This window comes from Galbibacter kalidii (assembly GCF_026241135.1).
In the GTDB taxonomy this organism is placed as follows: Bacteria; Bacteroidota; Bacteroidia; order Flavobacteriales; family Flavobacteriaceae; genus Galbibacter.
In genome coordinates, this window is record NZ_JAPFGA010000008.1 from 86,546 (window position 1) to 105,553 (window position 19,008).

Genomic DNA, 19,008 nt, shown 5'->3' on the forward strand with positions numbered 1-19,008 from the left:
TGAGATTTTAAATGATCCGACGCCTGCCTACCGTCAGGCAGGCTTGCGCCGAAATGTTCTTAAGGTTTTTCGCCTAGTGCCTCGTGGGTTTACCCCGAGGTAATTTATATCAAATATTTGCAAATGTAGGTATTTCACTTCAAACGGGTTCTTAAGATTTAAAGTATGGAAAGTAAATATTGAGCAGCAGCAAAAGGAGTGGTTTCGTTGTTCTCAATCGCCTTAAGTTGTTGTCCGAGGGCCGATTTTATCCTTTCATTCTGATAAAAATTTGATTTTAAGTGCTCATCAATGGTTTGGTAGAGCCAAAATTTATTTTGCTCGGCCCTTTTTTGATGAAAAGATCGATCGGTTTTTGATTTTTCAATATAGTTTTCAATGAGCTCCCATATTTCTTGAATTCCCTTATTTTCGATAGCGGAAGCAAGTAAAACTTCAGGGGTCCATCCATTGCTTTTTGGTTGATACAGGTGCAAGGCGTTATTGAATTCCGTCTTGGCTTTTTCGGCATTTTTGATGTTGTGGCCGTCTGCTTTGTTGATCACGATAGCATCAGCAAGCTCTATGATGCCTCGTTTAATACCTTGAAGTTCGTCCCCGGCACCAGCGAGTTTCAGCAATAAAAAGAAATCAGCCATGCTGTGTACCGCGGTTTCGCTTTGTCCCACGCCTACGGTTTCGATAAAAATAGTGTTAAATCCACAGGCTTCACATAAAATGATGCTCTCGCGTGTTTTACGGGCAACACCTCCCAAAGAAGTTCCCGCTGCTGAAGGACGGATATAGACATTGGGATTGTTTACCAGCGATTCCATTCGGGTTTTGTCACCTAGGATACTTCCTTTAGACACAGAACTGCTGGGGTCAATGGCCAGCACAGCAAGTTTGTTCTTTTTGTTGGCAATGTAACTTCCCAGCGATTCGATAAACGTACTTTTTCCAACTCCCGGAACTCCTGTAATCCCAATTCTGATAGAGTTGTTTGCATGCGGTAAACACAATTCGAGTATTTTATTGGCTTTTTCGATGTGTTCGGGCTTGGTGCTTTCCGTTAAGGTGATGGCTCGACTCAAAGCTACAGTATCTCCGTTGATAATGGCCTCTGCAAGCTGATTGGCAGTGGGAAGTCTGCCTTTTTTCGCTTTTAGTTTTGCGATGGAACCCTCGTTAGTGTTTTCGTTTGCAGAAATCTTTTTTCCTTTTTTTGGATCTTCGCTATGTGATGGTTTGGATGACAATGGTTGAATTTTAAAGCAAATTTAATAACTAATTATGTGATTTTCCGTGTTATTAAGGGTATATTAGGGAAGAACAAAAAAATTAAACTGTATGAAAGTGTTATATTCAGCTGTAGCTACGACTACAGGTGGTCGCGGTGGTTATGTGAAAAGTGATGATGAGGTTATCGATATGAATTTGGAATTGCCTAAGGAATTGGGTGGAAAAGGCGGGAAGTTCACCAATCCTGAACAACTGTTCGCAGCAGGTTATTCCGCTTGTTTTGGTAGCGCTCTTCAGTTTGTAGCCAAGGAAAACAAAGTTGATCTGGATGAAAATTTTAAGGTTATGGCCACCGTTGGCATCGGAAAACATCCCGAGTTGGGCGGTTTTTTATTGGAAGTGGTCTTGGATGTTACCTTACCGGGTATCGATAAAGAAACCGGAGAAAAATTGGTAGCTGAAGCCCATGAGGTTTGTCCGTATTCCAGAGCAACACAAGACAATATCGATGTTACTTTAAATTTGATGGTGTAAAAAAAGAAAAGCACTTGTGAGAAATACAAAAGCCCTGCCTTATGATAAAGCAGGGCTTTTAATATTTATTGAAGGATAATTATTGACCTCCGTATTGTTCAAGAATTTTTTCCTGCATTTCTTGAAGTCCTTCAACGCCAACAGTACTGTACATATAAATAACATAAATTATGTATATGGCACTTAGTATAATACCTATGATGGCCATTGTTCGTCCAGCTTTTACGTTTTTTAAACCCTCATAAAGCTCAGGGTCGCTTGCATAGAGTTTTAACGATTTGTTTGCCATAACCAAGGCAACGATACCAAGGATAAGCCCTATAATCCCATAACAACAACAGGTAACTATAGACAAGATTCCGAAGACTAAAATGAGGGTTGAATTAGGTAATTTCTGTTTTTCCATGATTTTAATGATTAGTTATAATAGTATTCATTTTTATAATATAACTAATTACTACAATGAGTATATTGATAGTAATTAATGTTATTTTTATAATGGATTGGTATTTAAATTTCACAAAGAGGTTGAAAAGTAAAAAAAGAGTTAGAAGAATAAGCGTATACACAGCCGGGTACATTTTAAAAGCGGCTGTAAAATCTCCTTGAAAAAGTAAGGCCACTGAACGTTGAAGTCCGCATCCCAGACATTCAACCCCAAACAGTTTTTTGTTTAGGCAGGGAAGCATATAATCTTCGGTATTGGCTAGTAAAAAATATGTCATAAATGTAAGTAACACCCTCATTACTTTTGTAAACTTATTAAAAACTTCTTAAAACTAACCCATTTCAATGTATTATTTTTGTAACCTAATTATTTAAATAAAATTGATATGAAGTTCTTTTCGTTTTTGTGTATTGTCCTCGGTGCAGTGTTTGTATTTATGTTCAATGATCAATCTGAATATGATAAATACATGAAGATTTTAGGTTTTGTGTTATTGATGTTCGGTCTTTACCGATCGACAAAACTTTGGGTGAAAGACAATCCTAAAAATGAAAAGAAAGACGAGTCTGATGAGTTGGACGATGAATCAAAGAAATAGGCAGATGAAGTTTCAAGTGGGTAATTTTGTTGAGACCATAGACGATTCCATAAAAGGAAAAGTGGTTGAAATTGTAGGTCGGAATATAAAAATTGAGACAGAAGATGGTTTTGAACTCGATTTTGATGCTGATGAGCTGATGAAGATCGATACAGACAATACGCTGAATGTGACCAATGCCGATGTCTATAAAGCAGTAAGAGAGAAACAAAAAGGGGAAAAACGCAAGAAACCTTCTCCGAAAATAGAGAAGACAGTACCGCCGATGGAAGTGGACCTGCATATCCACAAACTGACCCAATCAACAAAGGGAATGACCAATTTTGATATGCTGAACCTACAAGTAGATACTGCCAAAAGGCAATTGGAGTTTGCTATTAAGAATAGAATTCAAAGGATGGTTTTTATCCACGGAGTGGGTGAGGGCGTACTTAAAACAGAACTCGAATACCTGTTTGGGCGCTACAACGAAATCAATTACTACGATGCTGACTACAGAACCTATGGATTAGGCGCTACTGAGGTTTATATTTATCAGAGCAAAGTTCAGTAAGGAATTATGGAAATACGAAATTAGAAGTACGAAGTAAAGCCCTTCAAGGGTTTGAAAACCTCGTATGTTTGACCTTCGGGATTCTGACTCCCGTCTTCAGTCCTGCTGTGGCAATTTGTTTCAATCCGCCTGCCCGCCAGCTGGCCCGTCGCTAAAACAGTCCAATGGACTGTTTTTTAACGCTCCGTCCTATCACAAGGGAGGAGCTATTATTTGCTACATGGAATTTGAAATTTCACTCCGAAATAGCCTCTGTGTTTTCAATTTCCCCGAAAAGATATTCCGGAACGTCGTATTTTATTTCCTGATTACCGTTTTCCAATTGGAACCCGTCAATAATCTTTATAGTACTGCTATACAAACGTTGATATTCATTCTTTTTCCTTCCGAAAACATTGGTGGTTTGTTCTGTTAATGATGAAATTAAATAGTTTGGCTCATTGTTCCCTACTTGAACGTCATTTGCAGGATTGCCATCTCCATCTAGGTCTTCATCAATGGTTAGGGTTCCGTCTCCGTCGTCATCATTATCCAGATAATCCGGTGTACTGTCACCATCAGTATCTGTATAAACATTAGCGCCATCTACTACGTCATATTCATCGATGGTGAACACATTGTCATCATCGTCATCACGGTCGATATAATCAGGGATTCCGTCCCCGTCAGAATCTTGTGAGCCTGCCTTGTCAATGGTGCCGTCTTCAGCATATACAATACCTTCTTCTTCTGCCGGAATACCATCGTTATCATCTTCTCTTGTGGTGGTTACAATTTGGATAGTACCGCTCGGAGCTGTCCATTCTTCGATAACCAAAGGTGCAGTAGGCGGAATATCGTTACAAAAATAGGATGAGCTCACTTCATCGTCAAATATCCTGTAAATAACTTTATTTGCGTTATTGTTTATGTTGAAGGTAAGCGTATCTACATCATTTTCAGTTGTTGTAAAAATATCGGCACTTGCATTCAGTTCTATAATGAGTGCTTCTGTTCCATTTTCAGCAATTTTATAAAGGGTAAGCTCACCACAGGCAGGCGCTATTTCAGAATTTTCAAAAACAAGTCGTTCAATAACAAAATCACCATCATCACAGGCTACCAGCGTAACAAGAAAAATAAAAAAGAAGATTCTTTGCATTGTTGAAATTTTAAACTTAAGCAAAAGTAAGACATACTTGTTTATAACGAAATTTATTGTCAATAATTTTATTTGAAGTATTTTTGTGCCCATGCAAAAAGTGTATTTAGATAGTGCCGCAACTACACAGGTGCGCGAAGAGGTAATAGCCAAAATGCAAGATGCATTGGCAAATTTTTATGGGAACCCGTCATCGACACATAGTTTTGGAAGGTCTGCCAAGACCATGATCGAGAAAACCAGAAAAACGATAGCCAAACGCCTAAACGCGAGTCCGTCGGAAATCATATTTACTTCGGGAGGAACTGAAGCCGATAATATGATCTTGTCCGGGGCGGTTCGTGATTTGGGAGTTGAGCATATCATTACGTCCAAAATAGAACACCATGCAGTTCTGCATACCATAGACCAGTTGAAAGAAACATATAAGGTTGAGGTTTCGTATGTTAAATTGGATGAAAAAGGGACTCCTGATATTACAAACCTTGAAACTTTGTTGAAGGGGAGTAATTCAAAAACATTGGTGAGTTTGATGCATGTGAACAATGAGATCGGAAATATGATCGATATTGATGCTTTTGCTGATGTTTGTAAGGAGCATGACGCTTTATTTCATTCAGATTCCGTACAATCCATAGGACATTGGGAGTGGGATGTGCAAAAAACAAAAGCTGATTTTTTAACGGCTGCAGCACATAAATTTCATGGCCCGAAGGGTATTGGTTTTGCATACATAAGAAAGAATATTCCGCTAAAACCCCTTATTTATGGTGGAGAGCAAGAACGCGGATTCCGAGCTGGAACCGAAGCTTTTCATAATATTGTTGGTTTGGAAGAAGCTTTTATACAGGCCTATGACCATCTGGAAGAAGAACGTAACTATGTGAGCGGACTCAAAAATTATTTTATTGAGCAATTAAAAACAGCATTGCCTGGAGTGGAGTTCAATGGAACTTCGGCTTTTGCAGATAAAAGCACCTATACCTTGGTCAATGTACGTTTGCCTTTTTCTGCTGAAAAGGGAGCGTTGCTTTTATTTCAGTTGGATATCAAAGGTATCGCTTGTTCAAAAGGGAGTGCATGCCAGAGTGGAAGTTCTGCCGGGTCTCATGTGTTGAATGAAATTTTATCCGAAGAAGACACTCAAAAGCCATCGGTGCGTTTTTCTTTTTCAAAATACAACACTAAAGAAGAACTCGATTATGTTGTGGCATGCCTTAAAGAGTTTGCTGAGAGTTAATCTTAAAACTCCCCGTATACCTGCCTACCGGTAGACGTCCTATTTACCTCTTCCGCCTAAGGCGGATCAAAACTGCCATTTTTGGAAGTTCTGGATGAGGTATAATAAAAAATCCCGGCAGAGCCACTGCCGGGATTCGTAACCCTAAGGCTACAACTTAGAACGAGTAAACGGCTACTTATAAATCTCTTTTCAAGATTTTAATTGGTTATAGGTTATCCCATTTCGTGGGATTAAAAAGAATAAACAGCCGCTACCAAGAATGATGATAAACTTCCGGTAGGCGCTCCATCGTTGTCCACAAAGATATCTTCTGATGCACTGTCGTACCTCAACTCAGGTTTAAAGGTAAGGTCGCCTATAGAATAGTTACCTGTAATGGTAAAGTCGTAAATATCTGCGTCTCCATCGGGATTGTACATTCCCAATGCACCTGCACCGCCTTCAAACTCTTTAAAGTATTCTCCTCTAAATCCTATTGAAAAACTATCGGAAGCACTTACTTGAGGATATAGGGCAAAACCGTAGAATCCGGCACCGTCTGTTGTGTTATAGGTAGTGTTGATTCCGAGGTAAAACATATCCGTTACGTCAAATCCGCCGGTATAATCCACTTGAAATGTTTTTTCCGGCATGCCTGTTTGTGCTCCATAGAGGAAATTTACATATTGGTCTTTATATCCTAATTGTGCTCCTGCGGTATAACTTCCATCGAGATTGAACTCGGTGTGATCGGTACTGTTCATTACAGCCAACATTAATGAGAAATCTTCAGAAAGTGCAAAATCGGCTTTTAAACCTGTGTGTGAAAAAGGTCCGTAAGAAAACATATAAGAAGTTGAGTAGTTGAAGTTATCAACCGGGGAAATCACTTCATACCCTAAAAAGGTGTTGAAATTACCCATGGTTAAAGTTACACTTTCACTTACATTCCAATACACGTATAATTGATTTACAATATTTGCTGAACCCACAGACAAGAATACGGCGTCTTCACCTCGTGGCCCAAAAACAAGATCGGCCACAAAACCTACTTTTTCGCCTTCATATCCGGCAATGAGGTTGGCCATTCCTATTGAAAATCCACTCCTGTCGGCAAAGGAGGTAGGAGGGGTTAAGAAACTCCCATCTTCATTAGCCTGATTGGTTCCCGAAATGTTTGCTTTATAATAAACATCTGCAGAACCGCTAAGTGTGAATTTATCACTTACCTGGGCAGAGGTAGTTAGAGAGGCAAGTATAATTGCCAAAAAAAATAATTTTTTTACGACATTTGTTTTTGTAATCGCTTTCATAGTTGTAAAAAGTTAATTGATTAGATAAATTGGTTTTTGAAATAGTCTAATTTTCGAAAGTTTAACTATACTATAAAGTGGGTTACCGAACGGAGCGTACCGCCAAATACCGCTCCGTTCTTTTTTACCCTGTTATTTATGTTAAACTAACTAACGATCGATAGTAAAGTCGGGATAAGCCGCACCATCGTGTTCGTGCATATCCAGTCCTTCAATTTCTTCTTCTTTTGTAACGCGAAGTCCAATAGTCTTTTTAAGTACGAAGAATACAATAAACGAAGTGACTAGCACCCATGCTCCGATACTTACTACCCCTATGGCTTGAACGCCAAGTTGACCAAATCCACCGCCGTATAGCAATCCGCCATCTGTTGCAAATACTCCTACGAGTAAAGTACCCAAGGCACCACAAACGCCGTGTACGGAAATAGCTCCTACAGGATCGTCTACTTTAAGTTTCTTGTCTATAAATTCAATTGAAAAAACAACGGTAAGACCAGATAAAATCCCTATAATTGCTGCTCCTCCGGGGCTTACGGCTGCACAACCGGCAGTAATACCAACCAAACCGGCCAAAGCACCATTCAGCGTCATAGAGACCTCGGGTTTTCCATATCTTATCCATGTAATGAACAAGGCTGTTACTGCACCTGCCGCTGCTGCCAAGTTGGTTGTGATGATAATTCCGGCAACGTTGAAAGAACTTTCGCCGCTAATGGCCAGTTCAGATCCCCCGTTAAAACCAAACCATCCTAACCAAAGGATGAATACCCCTAAGGCTCCGTACATCATATTGTGTCCGGGGATGGCATTTGATTTTCCTTCGGTGTATTTTCCAATTCTGGGACCTACGAGAATAGCGCCTACCAAGGCTGCCCATCCACCAACAGAGTGTACTACTGTCGATCCGGCAAAGTCTATAAATCCAAGATCGGTTAACCAACCGTCTCCTTGCCATACCCAATGTCCTGAGATAGGATAAATCACTACCGTCAAAATGAAAGAAAAGATAAAATAGGTGGAGAATTTAGTTCTCTCTGCAACTGCTCCCGATACAATGGTTGCTGCTGTTGCACAGAACACTGTTTGGAAGAACAAATTGTGCATATCTTCCCTTACATTGTAAAATAAGGAGGGGGAACCTATAAAGCTCCCTATAGATTCTCCATACATGATGGTGTATCCTATCGCCCAAAAGGCAAGTGAACCTATAATAAGGTCCACAAAGTTTTTCATTACAATATTTATTACATTTTTAGATCTGGTGAACCCTGATTCTACTAAAGAGAAACCAGCTTGCATAAAGAATACGAGTATTCCCGAAATTATGATCCACATCAAATCTAAAACGGCGTTCGCTTCGATTACATTTGTTTCCATAAATAAATTTTTAAGTTAGTTTGTTGGATTAGTTTAATGATTCTTGGCCTTTTTCCCTCGTTCTAATTCGGTAGGCTTCTTCTACAGGAGATACAAATATTTTTCCATCACCGACATTTCCTGAATATGCCGATTTTAAAATCGCTTCAACCGTACGGTCAACAAATTCGTCTGACACGATGATTGATAAATACCGTCTTTGGATGTCGGCTGTACTGTAACTCACGCCACGGTAAACATGGCCCTTTTTTTCGTTACCTACACCCGTAACATCCCAGTAACTGAAAAAGTTTACTTCCACTTGATGCAATGCGTCTCGCACATCATCAAATTTTGATTTACGAATAATGGCTTCAATTTTTTTCATTGATTTAAAATTTTTAATTAACTGAAAAATGAAGAAACTAACCCAATCCCGATAATTATCAAGAGCTGTCAGGGTTTTACACTATTCACGAACACCTTTATAAAAACAGTATGTTCGTGAATCTTTAGTTTCACATAAAAAATAATCATTTTACTCAGTAAAGTAATGATGAAGTTTATTTATGCTGATTTCATTTTACAGATTTGTTTGCTTAAAACTATGTTAAATAATTGTTACTTGAAAAAAAATGAGGGGTTTGTAACGAATTTTTATGAAATTATTAAATAAGCCCCCTTTTTAATTAGGGGTAATCAGAATAAATGTGTTTATTTTGATTTTTTTAATAAGCTTTTTTTGAAAGAAGATGCTTTTGAGTCGTGTAGAGATCAAAATAACAAATGTGAAGGTGATGTATTGAAGTTAGGTTATTGATTTATAGGAATTTGACGATCCAAACCCCGAAAAAAACAGCAATAATACCAATGACAAAGCTTGCGATGGTGTATGTTATAAAACTGAGCATATCACCCGATTTTAAGAACACATGATTTTCGTATGCAAAGGTAGAAAAGGTTGTAAAACCACCGCAAAACCCGGTAGCAATAAACAGTAACTGGTTTGTGGTAAGGGATTGATGTTTTGCTGCAAGTCCGAGAACAATCCCGATAATTAAACTTCCTACAATATTGGCTGTGAATGTACCATAGGGAATTCCGGTTTCGGCAGAATTGAGGTATTTGCCTATTAAATAGCGCAATGTACTACCCAAACCTCCTCCTAAAAAGACCAAAATAAGTTGTTTCACAGGGTTACAGTTTTGTGATTAATCAAAATTTCCAAACACCAAATTCCAGATTTCCTCCCTGCCTAAGTCAGGAGACCGGGAGGGGATTTAAATCCCAAATTCGACTACTCACTACTATCAGTATTTAAAAGTGTCGGGATATATATTTCTGTGATCAAGTCGGCAGGATTTTCATAGTCTTCAGAGGTTTTTACATAGGTTTCAAAGGCATCCCTGTAGGGATCGATCTCTATTTCATTCTTTTTGAGTTCATCATACGTTTTACTCCAGGCCTCCTTCAAATTATCATGATTACCTTTTAGAACAGTTTTGTAATATGTCCCGGGTTTCAAATATCCACATAAAACAGTACTGCCTGCAGGAGTAATAACCCTTTCTTTGACCGGAATTGACGACGATACTATAGTAGTGCTGTTTGTGTCATCCTGTTCTTTAAAAATGGTAAAGGCAGAACCGGTTTTTTGTATGTCGTGTTGTTCCATGAACGCTAATATTTCAGGAAACATTCTTTCTGTAGCCAGGTCAACCTCGTTTTGTTTGGTACTTGTGGTTTGGTATAGGTAGTAGCCGCCACCATATTCTGTTTCTCCTTTTAGAGAAATGGAATATGCTTTCATATCCTCTTGAACCAAACTGTCCAACCTGTGCAAACTTTGCTGAAAATCCAACCCGACAACACTTTCCATACCACCTTGAAGAAAGATTAAGGCTTTTTCGGTAAAACTTAGCGTGCCTTCTATGCCCCAGGTAACCAAAACGTTATTTTTCTTTCCGGTAGTGGATTTAAGTGTCCAGTAATTGTGAGCATCAGATTCATATGGACTTATGAAATTTACGGCTTGGCTTATAGAATCTTGACTGCTGAATATGGTTTTAATAGTGCCTTGACCAGTCGTCTTTCCGTTCCACGAATATGAGGCATTATTACCTGAAGAAGAGTCTCCAAAAGAAATTGTGGTATTGGCTTTCTTTTCATTCCAAGGACTCCATTTTGGCCATTCCTTAAAATTGTTGATATACTTGTATATAACCGATTTGGGAGCAGTTATAGTGTATTCCCTTGTGATCTTATAATTGTCCGGCTGTATAGCTATATAAATAGAAAAGCCTATCACAATAATAAGAAATAAGAAGAGTAAGTATTTTAAAATTCTCATAAGTAAGATCTCTTTAAATACCTAAAATACAAAAAAAGTGCATTTCAAAGAATTTAAAATACAAAAGTAATGTTATTTATAAATGTCATTTGGAAGCTTAAATAGCTTCTTTTAAAACCACATCGTATTCTTCTGCGTCTTTTGTTTTCTTTTCCGTTTTTACATTATCCTTAACATTAGGAGAATTGTAAATCGGTTGTCTTTTTGTCTTCTGAAGTTTAGGGAGTTTGTTTACGCTAAATACTAATAATATGACATTAATAAATAACAGACCGAATAAAATTGAAAAAAATATCATCATTGCTTTAAATTGATTGCCTGCCACAAATTTAAGGAAATTATAGTATAAAATCCCATAAATGATAAAAAATTAATTTTTGTAGGATATATGTAAAGTTTTTATGCATTTTACGTTATTTCTTTGTAAAATATTTAATTAATACCAAACAAAATATAAAAATTATAAAACCAACCAAGATCCAAATGCTGCCTTTATATTGTTTTTGATGCAATTTTTTATCTCTTTTATAGCTGATTATCATGATGATAATGAATGCCAAAGCAAATATTCCAGCAAAGATCCATTGTCCGGTACTAAACATAATTTTTAATTTTATGCGAAAATAGTCAAATTAACGGAATCCGTTTTTACTTACTAAGTGAGATTTGATCCCAATAACTATTTGGTATGGTGAAACATTGCTACAGCTCTATCTCCTAGGATAGTCTGTTTCAAGAAATTTTTATTAGATTTAGATCTGCTATAAGGAACAAGAATAAAACCGAGAAATAAATGAAAAATAAACTTAAAGCCGTGGAGGAGTTCCACAAGGCATTCGGATTGGGAGTTGCAACAAAGCCGATGGCCGAATTAGATCAAAAGAAAATTGTGCTGAGACATAATCTAATGGCAGAGGAAAACGACGAATACCTTGAAGCAGCGACCAATAGCGATATGGTCGAAGTGGCTGATGCCTTGGGCGATATGCTGTATATTTTGTGTGGTACTATTTTGGAACACGGAATGCAACATATTATTGAAGATATCTTTGATGAAATTCAATTGAGCAACATGAGTAAGTTGGGAGCTGACGGAAAACCAATCTATCGTAAAGATGGAAAAGTAATGAAAGGCCCCAATTATTTTAAACCGGATATAAAAAAGATTGTCGCAGGGTAAAATGAAAGACAATTTTTCTTCCCAATCCGATAAATATGCAAAATACAGGCCTGCTTATCCATCAAGGCTTTATCAGTATTTAAACTCACTTGTTCCCAATAAGAATATGGTTTGGGACTGTGGAACGGGCAATGGACAAGTGGCTTTTGAACTGGCAAAGACCTTCAATAAGGTTTTTGCGACAGATATCAGTCAGTCGCAAATAGATCATGCACCCCAAGCAGACAACATTGGTTATTCTATTCAACCGGCTGAAAAAACCAATTTCCCGGATCATCAGTTTGACCTGATTGTTATCGCACAAGCGATTCATTGGTTCGATTTTGAAAAATTTTATGCAGAAGTCAGACGAACTGCCAAAGAAAATGCACTGATTGCCGTGATGGGGTATGGAAGGATAGAAATTTCAGCTGAACTGGATGAAATTCTTTCCAGGTTTTATCACAACACTATCGGAACATATTGGGATGAAGAAAGAAAATATATAGACGAACATTACAAAACCATTCCCTTTCCGTTTGAGGAAATACAAGTCCCGAAATTTGTAAACAAACTGCGGTGGACAAAAGGACATTTGATAGGTTACCTAAAAACTTGGTCTGCCGTAAAACATTACATCAAACAAAACGGAAGCAATCCGGTTGATAGCATAATGAGTACTATTGAACAACATTGGGGTGACCGGGAAGAAAGGGAAGTGCGATTCCCACTTTTATTCAGGGTAGGGAAGGTGAGGGACTTTGCTTAAGCCTATCAACAGCTTCTCCTTTATTAGTTTTTCTGATAAAATGTTGTGATGCGTTGTTTGTTCTGCATTATAAACCAACTAAGTGGGTTAATCCATATGAAACATTTCCGTTAATGGACTTTCAACAGGTGAATTATCCGGGTTTGTTTCCATGATATCAGCCATATATGCCCACCATTTTTTTACGATGGGATGATTGGGAATGGCTTTCTGGTCAAAATCATCGGCCAATTTTTGTACGGCGAATAAGGTGTGTGTTGTTTCATCAAGAAAAATGGAATAATCCGAAATCCCCTTATCTGATAACAATTGTTTAAGCTCCGGCCATATTTCATCATGACGTTTTTTGTACTCATCCTTAAACCCGGGCTTAAGTTTCATGGTAAATGCGTTTCTTTTCATAGTTGTTAATCGTTATTTATTCACTGGCATAATTACCTCCCCGCTTAAGATGGGAAGCCGGGAGAGGACTATTCTTCATTAAAACCTATAATATTCCAATGTCTATCCTGTACCTGCCTGATGACATTCTTATTGAGGCAATCCAAGATTCACCGTTTTACTGTCTTTATTAAACTGATGAATAAGTTTTGGTTCTAATTCAGCAAAAATATCAGGATGTTGTTCAAGAACATTGTTTTTCTCAAAAGGATCTGTATCTAAATTGTATAATTCGTGTTTAATAGGGCCATCGAGGCTTCTTGTCCGTATCAATTTCCACGGTTTTACAATAATGCTTTCCTGTCGGTGTCCCCTAACATAAATTTCACGGTCTATGAGCGTTTGGTTGTTAAGAATGGCATTGGAAACATCAATACCTTCAACAGTATTGGGGATGCTTTCTGCTCCGATAAATTTCGCCAGGGTTGGCATCATATCGATTACAGAAATATATTCATTGTTGATTCCGTTTGAGGTGTGATCTTTCCAGTAAACAATGGCAGGGGTCCGGATAGCGCCTTCGTAGTTGGAAGTTTTCCAGTCCCTAAGCGGTAAATTCTTGCCCAGCTCCGGATGGTCGTCAAATTTTCCGTTGTATTGCTCTTTTGGGTACCAGTTTTCCATAGCACCATTATCGCTAAAGAATAGGATGATCGTATTCTCGTCCAGTTGTTTTTCTTTCAGATGGGTAAATATCTTTCCGATGGCATCGTCCATATGAGCCATGGATGCAGCATAGTCTACCCTCGATTGGTTTTTAAAGACATCTTTGTACGGAGCTTTCCAATGTTCTTCTTCCTGTAGGGGAAAATGAGGTGCACTATAGGCTATTTGAACAAAAAAGTTTTTGGAGGTATCCTCGATACTGTCGAGCCATTTAATGGTTTCATTGGTAATCAGGTCGGTGGTGTGGCCTTTTTCTTCTATAAAATTCCCGTTCCTGTGCCAACTTTGGTCACCATTTTTGTACTTGTGGGTGTACTGGTCTATTTGTCCGTGCAGGAATCCGTAGGAATAATCAAAGCCATATTTTTTTGGTCCGTTTTCAGGATTAAGTCCCAAATGCCATTTACCAAAAAGAGCGGTTTTATACCCCTTCTTTTTTAAAAGTTGAGGAAGGGTAGTAACCGAATCGGGCAGGGAAAGTTTACTTTTACCACTAATGGGAGCTACAATACCCATTCTGCTGGCAGGTCTTCCGGTAAAAAAGGATGCCCTGCTTGGAGAACAGGTAGGGTTTACATAGAATCGGTTCAATTGCAGTCCTTTTTCTGTCAGGGCATCAATATTAGGAGTTTTTATTTTTGAATTGTGAAAACTGAAATCGCTCCATCCGGCATCATCGGCTATAATGACAATGATATTGGGTTTTGAATGTTCTTCAGATGATTGTTTTTTACAGCTGAAGCATCCGAGTAAAAAGAACAGGGTGATAGACAGGAGGATTTTCATCTATATTAAAATTTTATTTCAATAGTATTTGTTTTATTCTTTCCAATTTCAACGGGAATGCTAATGATGTTTTTCTCAAAGCTGTAGTTACGATATCCAGTATTGTTGACCGATACTTTTGATGGTTTTGATGCTGAATGAATTTTTAAAAGATACTCGTTTTGTGCACTGTTGAAATCATCTTGATCGCGGTTTACTTTAATATTGATTTTACCTTGATTCTTTTCAACTTCAAATAACGTAGTGTTGAACTTTCCTTTCTGATAATCTAAAGTTTTACCATCGTCATCATACAGTGTGAAAGCACTTTTTTTTGCTGAAGGATATATATCGACGGCTATTTTTTTGATGTCTTTTTCTCCAATATACTGTTCTGGTTCTTGCTGCGGAATGATAGCGCCCTTTTTGATAAAAATAGGAACTTCATCCAGCGGACACAACACATTTAGATATTGATTCCCTTTAAATTCTTCCTGTGTCCAATAATTAATCCATTTTCCTTCAGGTAAATACACCACTCGGGTTTGTGCGCCTTTGGTGGTTATGGGACATACCATTATATAATCCCCCAACATGTATTGATCGGTGATATTGTACACATTGGGATCGTTTTGGTAGTCCAACACTAAAGCTCTCATGATGGGTTTTCCTGTTTGGTATTGCTGGTAAGAAGTACTGTATAAATAAGGAATGAGACTGTATCGCATTTGGTCATATTTTCTGAAGATCCTTAGTGCTTCTTCACCATAGTTCCATGGTTCTTTGTAGTTGGGATGTTCCATTCCGAAGAGATGGGCTATCGGACTTAACAAACCGAATTGAGTCCACCGGATATAGAGCTCAGGGTCTGCTACATGTTCGAAACCACCCATACAATGCGCCCAATATCCAACACCGGATAGCCCGATGTTTAGCCCGGCTTTTATAACGGGCTCAAAATACTGCCATTCACTAGGCCAGTCACCTGCAAAAATAAACGGATAACGCTGTATACCAGCATAGCCTTCACGGGTGTTGTTCATGCCTCTGATCCCATTATACTTCTGAAATTTCTCATAGGGTGCTTTGGCATAAGCAAGTGGAAAAAGATTGTGTAAATACTTAACGTCTTCACCTTGCGGACCGGTTTTGTCGCTTTCATTGGCTTTGCGGCCAAAAGCACTTCCTTCATCGGTTTTTAAGAACATAGCCCCTTTTTCAGCTATTCTCATCACTCCGTTTTTCCACCACCAATCCACAGCTTCGGGATCAAAATAGTTTACAAATTCCCCGGGATTACCCTCTTCAGGATATACATAACCTTTTTTTCTGGCTTCATCCAAAAGGCGTAATTTTTTTCCATTGTCAAACCTCGGACGCAAGTGTAACCCCACCATATTTAGGTTTAAAGCATAAAGACTGTCAAACATGGCTTCAGGCTGGGTGAAAGTTTCACGCCATTCAAAAGAGGTGGCTCCTTTACCACCGTTTTCACCAAAGATTCTCCATGTGGAGTCGAGGTGTAACACATCAATAGGGATGTTTAGCTCCCGGAATTTTTTCACTAGTGAAACAGGGTATTGGCTCGATGTTTTTTCTTCGTGTCCCCAAGTGCCACCGCTATATGTTCCTACTTGTAGTCCCAAAGCAAATTTGGGGAGCAACGGGGATTTTCCGGTGAGGGAGGTGTATCCATTTAAAATAGTCGAAAAATCAGGTCCGTAGATAAAATAATAGTCCAATTCGCCTTCGGAAGAGAAACTATAAACATTGGGGTTGTCGGCTCCCATATCCCAATGACTCGGATAGGCAGTGTGGAAAAAGATTCCGTAGCCCTGTGTACTCATAAAAAACGGAATAGGAGCGTAGTTGGCTTCAAGAACGTTGTAAGCTCCGATGATGTGTGGTCGTCCTTGTCCACGTCCCACATTGAGTGTTATTTTTTTTGAACGCTGATCGAGGAAGTCCATTCGCTCACCAAAACCGAAAAAGTGTTCGTTGGGGTGTAGTTTTTTTTTGACCCCGGCGGATTCACCCTCAGAATAACTTCCGGTAATATGTTCTTTGTCGATGATCTCTGTAGATAACATGTTTCCATCGATATCATAAATGCTTATGGCAAATGGTTTTTTATTGATTCTGATTTCCAGTTTTTCCGTAGACAGATTGAGAACATCGGGAAAATCATTTTTCTTGAAATCGACCTTGGGCCAGGAATATTGAGTAACCATCCATGGTTCGTTGGGCTCAAAAGTTTCATTCCAACTGGTTCTGAATCGAACAATTTCAGGGGTGCAGAATTCAATTTGAACAATAGCTTCAGTGGTTTTGATCCGGATTTTGTTTTCCTCTTCAGAAGAAATATCGACATAATCACCTGGATTTTGTTGGGCTGTAATCTGAAGTGACCAAAGTAAAAAATATAGAAAAGCTATTTTTATTTTCATCTGTTTAAAATTTATTTGTGTTCATCCCATAGTATAGGCAACTTATCAAAAATAAACGTGTAAATAAGTAATTCCATCCTGTGCCATGCTGCTTGTGGAAATTAAAAATATAGGGTTGTTGTTTAAATCACTTCATTATAAAAAAACGCCATGGCAATATAGACATGACGTTTTTCTTTTTGGCATTAAAAAAACTAATTACAATCAGGGTTTACAATGATGCTTTCCTGTCGGTGTCCCCTAACATAAATCCCACTAAATGGGTCTTATTCCCCCTCGAACCGTCGGGGCTGCATTTATTTATATGAACCTGAACGACATAATCGGGCAGGCGGGTACCTCGTGAGCCTGCCTTTGTTAGTCTCCGGCGGCCAAAACCTCTGGCGACGGCTCGTAGACAGGCTTGCCCCGAGGGGTAGTTTGCTTATTACTTTTAATAACCCGGGTTCTGCTGTAATTTTGGGTTGGCATTTAAAGCCGATTGTGGAATAGGAAAGATGGTTCTGAAATCTTCAGACGCTTCTTTCCATTCCCAGGCATCGCCATATTTTCCAAACCTGATAAGGTCTCTCCTTCTCCCCATTTCGAACACGAGTTCACGTCCTCGTTCATCAAAAATATCTTCTAAGGTAACGGAAGCCAGAGCAGTTGCATTACTACGTTCCCTAATCTGGTTTACAATATCTAAAGCGGTAGCCATATCGCCTAAATGGGCTGCTGCTTCGGCTTTAATAAGCAGTACACCTGCATATCTAAAAAATGCTACATCATTACCGGCGTTACCACCATTCGTATTAGGGTCTATTTGCCATTTTATCCATTTAATTCCGGCGTTCATGGGTTGACTCCTAATCCCGGTTGCAGGAATAACTTCATATTCTACCGGCCCTTCGGCTGAAACACCTTCAACATAAAGAGCAGAGTTATTGTCGGGAACAATTCTTTCTACCATTATGGTTTCACCATTTCTAGGGTCAACAAGCGGGCCATAACCTATAAACATAGATTTTCTATCATCGGTATCCTCATATTGATCCATTACAGACGGACGTGTAGCGAAACCGTTTTGTGGTGTATAAGGCAAGCCGAACAAGCCTCCTGATATTCCCGGTAGCACTTTTTGAACAAATGGATGCCCAATTCCTCCCGCTACATCGGGGGAATAAATAGCTCCGAAAATAACTTCGTTATTATTTTCGTTATCGGGCACAAAATTATCGAAATAATTAGGTAATAAAGAATATGAACCTGAATCTATAATCAAGTTGGCATAATCTAAAGCCTTTTGGTATTGTTCTGTTCCGGTATATACCTCTGCATTTAGGTATATGGTTGCCAAAAGTGCATAAGCAGCTTCTTTAGTCAATCTTCCATAATAGCTACTACCTGCATCTGCTTTGGTGGGCAGGTCTATCAAAGCTGCTTCCAATTCAGAAGTGACAAAATCGAATACTTCTTGCCTTGTGTTTTGTTCCGGTAGGTTTAATGGATCTACTTTAGGATCAGTAAAAATGGGTACGTTACCAAACAAGTCCATCAAATAAAAATAGGCATAGGCCCTTAGGGCTTTCAATTCTGCTTTTGGTCCTGCTATATCCAGATCTGAACTTTCCAATGAATTTAAGAGTCCGTTAGTTTGTCCAACTGTGCGGAAAAAAGTGTTCCATGTGCCGCTTATATACGAGTGATCTGCTTCCCAAGTATGTTCCATGAGTTGCCAGAAGGAATCACCACCCCACCAGCCTTGAATTTTTTGCTGAACAACTACTTGGTCTGCAGGAAGTTCGAGGGTTCTGTACTCGGCACCCATGCCGGTAATTCCCGCAAACGATCTGTATACACCCGATAATGAGGATAAAACCTGATATTCGTTAGAATAAAATGTTTCGGGAGTATATATAGAGTATGTCTTCTCGTCTAAGCTACATCCGCTTGTTATAAGCAATGTGGCCAGGCCAAGCATTATCTTGTACTTTGTAAATATTGAATGTTTCATCTTTATAACGTTTCTTTCATTATTTT

The 19,008-nt window shown here is 38.7% G+C and carries 20 protein-coding genes; 6 read left to right on the plus strand and 14 right to left on the minus strand.

What is annotated here, in order from left to right; genetic code table 11:
• Positions 1-158: 158 nt before the first annotated feature.
• Entirely contained in the window at positions 159-1,238 is a 1,080-nt protein-coding gene (gene meaB, locus OOZ15_RS10055) for a methylmalonyl Co-A mutase-associated GTPase MeaB (RefSeq protein WP_265956271.1), read from the minus strand.
• A gap of 91 nt (positions 1,239-1,329) precedes the next feature.
• Here meaB and OOZ15_RS10060 point away from each other — a divergent pair, with 91 nt between their 5' ends.
• Complete coding sequence (locus tag OOZ15_RS10060) at positions 1,330-1,755, plus strand: organic hydroperoxide resistance protein (RefSeq protein ID WP_265956272.1); 426 nt, start codon at positions 1,330-1,332, stop codon at positions 1,753-1,755.
• Positions 1,756-1,834: 79 nt separating this feature from the next.
• On the opposite strand, the gene OOZ15_RS10065 is transcribed toward OOZ15_RS10060, so the two are convergent.
• Together OOZ15_RS10065 and OOZ15_RS20290 are read right to left on the minus strand one after the other, a co-directional pair.
• On the minus strand, positions 1,835-2,161 hold the full coding sequence (locus OOZ15_RS10065) for a CCC motif membrane protein (RefSeq protein WP_265956273.1): 327 nt from the start codon (positions 2,159-2,161) through the stop codon (positions 1,835-1,837).
• 4 nt (positions 2,162-2,165) lie between these two features.
• Positions 2,166-2,501 carry a DUF2752 domain-containing protein gene (locus tag OOZ15_RS20290; RefSeq protein ID WP_323670661.1) on the minus strand — a complete coding sequence of 112 codons (336 nt, stop codon included), beginning with the start codon at positions 2,499-2,501 and terminating at the stop codon, positions 2,166-2,168.
• 87 nt (positions 2,502-2,588) lie between these two features.
• On the opposite strand from OOZ15_RS20290, the gene OOZ15_RS10075 reads away from it, so the two are divergent.
• Positions 2,589-2,801 (plus strand): hypothetical protein, encoded by a 213-nt coding sequence (locus OOZ15_RS10075; RefSeq protein WP_265956275.1) that lies wholly within the window; start codon positions 2,589-2,591, stop codon positions 2,799-2,801.
• A 4-nt stretch (positions 2,802-2,805) separates the two neighbouring features.
• Positions 2,806-3,354, plus strand: coding sequence for a DUF8465 domain-containing protein (locus OOZ15_RS10080; protein WP_265956276.1), 549 nt, complete (start codon positions 2,806-2,808; stop codon positions 3,352-3,354).
• A gap of 235 nt (positions 3,355-3,589) precedes the next feature.
• Here the strand turns inward: OOZ15_RS10080 and OOZ15_RS10085 are convergent, their stop codons facing one another.
• The gene (locus tag OOZ15_RS10085) at positions 3,590-4,495 is read right to left on the minus strand and encodes a hypothetical protein (RefSeq protein WP_265956277.1); all 906 of its coding nucleotides are present in this window, start codon (positions 4,493-4,495) and stop codon (positions 3,590-3,592) included.
• A 91-nt stretch (positions 4,496-4,586) separates the two neighbouring features.
• Here OOZ15_RS10085 and OOZ15_RS10090 point away from each other — a divergent pair, with 91 nt between their 5' ends.
• Positions 4,587-5,735 (plus strand): cysteine desulfurase family protein, encoded by a 1,149-nt coding sequence (locus OOZ15_RS10090; protein WP_265956278.1) that lies wholly within the window; start codon positions 4,587-4,589, stop codon positions 5,733-5,735.
• Between the two features lie 233 nt (positions 5,736-5,968).
• Here OOZ15_RS10090 and OOZ15_RS10095 read toward each other — a convergent pair whose 3' ends face one another.
• The 6 genes from OOZ15_RS10095 to OOZ15_RS10120 form a co-directional block, all read right to left on the minus strand.
• Positions 5,969-7,030, minus strand: coding sequence for a porin (locus tag OOZ15_RS10095; protein ID WP_265956279.1), 1,062 nt, complete (start codon positions 7,028-7,030; stop codon positions 5,969-5,971).
• Between the two features lie 150 nt (positions 7,031-7,180).
• Positions 7,181-8,410, minus strand: coding sequence for an ammonium transporter (locus tag OOZ15_RS10100; protein ID WP_265956280.1), 1,230 nt, complete (start codon positions 8,408-8,410; stop codon positions 7,181-7,183).
• 28 nt (positions 8,411-8,438) lie between these two features.
• Complete coding sequence (locus OOZ15_RS10105; RefSeq protein ID WP_265956281.1) at positions 8,439-8,777, minus strand: P-II family nitrogen regulator; 339 nt, start codon at positions 8,775-8,777, stop codon at positions 8,439-8,441.
• A gap of 433 nt (positions 8,778-9,210) precedes the next feature.
• Positions 9,211-9,582 carry a fluoride efflux transporter CrcB gene (gene crcB, locus OOZ15_RS10110; RefSeq protein WP_265956282.1) on the minus strand — a complete coding sequence of 124 codons (372 nt, stop codon included), beginning with the start codon at positions 9,580-9,582 and terminating at the stop codon, positions 9,211-9,213.
• Between the two features lie 104 nt (positions 9,583-9,686).
• Positions 9,687-10,739, minus strand: a complete 1,053-nt coding sequence (locus OOZ15_RS10115; protein ID WP_265956283.1) for an SRPBCC family protein — start codon at positions 10,737-10,739, stop codon at positions 9,687-9,689.
• Positions 10,740-10,836: 97 nt separating this feature from the next.
• Positions 10,837-11,064: a hypothetical protein gene (locus OOZ15_RS10120; protein ID WP_265956284.1), complete on the minus strand. Its 228-nt coding sequence runs from the start codon at positions 11,062-11,064 to the stop codon at positions 10,837-10,839.
• A 468-nt stretch (positions 11,065-11,532) separates the two neighbouring features.
• Between OOZ15_RS10120 and OOZ15_RS10130 the strand changes: the two genes are divergently transcribed.
• Both OOZ15_RS10130 and OOZ15_RS10135 read left to right on the plus strand, forming a co-directional pair.
• Positions 11,533-11,919 (plus strand): nucleoside triphosphate pyrophosphohydrolase family protein, encoded by a 387-nt coding sequence (locus tag OOZ15_RS10130; protein WP_265956286.1) that lies wholly within the window; start codon positions 11,533-11,535, stop codon positions 11,917-11,919.
• Position 11,920: 1 nt separating this feature from the next.
• On the plus strand, positions 11,921-12,667 hold the full coding sequence (locus OOZ15_RS10135) for a class I SAM-dependent methyltransferase (protein ID WP_265956287.1): 747 nt from the start codon (positions 11,921-11,923) through the stop codon (positions 12,665-12,667).
• 87 nt (positions 12,668-12,754) lie between these two features.
• Here OOZ15_RS10135 and rhaM read toward each other — a convergent pair whose 3' ends face one another.
• The 4 genes from rhaM to OOZ15_RS10155 form a co-directional block, all read right to left on the minus strand.
• Positions 12,755-13,069 carry an L-rhamnose mutarotase gene (rhaM, locus tag OOZ15_RS10140; protein WP_265956288.1) on the minus strand — a complete coding sequence of 105 codons (315 nt, stop codon included), beginning with the start codon at positions 13,067-13,069 and terminating at the stop codon, positions 12,755-12,757.
• A gap of 129 nt (positions 13,070-13,198) precedes the next feature.
• Positions 13,199-14,560, minus strand: a complete 1,362-nt coding sequence (locus tag OOZ15_RS10145; protein ID WP_265956289.1) for a sulfatase-like hydrolase/transferase — start codon at positions 14,558-14,560, stop codon at positions 13,199-13,201.
• A gap of 5 nt (positions 14,561-14,565) precedes the next feature.
• On the minus strand, positions 14,566-16,986 hold the full coding sequence (locus OOZ15_RS10150; protein WP_265956290.1) for a glycoside hydrolase family 31 protein: 2,421 nt from the start codon (positions 16,984-16,986) through the stop codon (positions 14,566-14,568).
• Between the two features lie 433 nt (positions 16,987-17,419).
• On the minus strand, positions 17,420-18,982 hold the full coding sequence (locus OOZ15_RS10155; RefSeq protein WP_265956291.1) for a RagB/SusD family nutrient uptake outer membrane protein: 1,563 nt from the start codon (positions 18,980-18,982) through the stop codon (positions 17,420-17,422).
• Positions 18,983-19,008 lie beyond the last annotated feature (26 nt).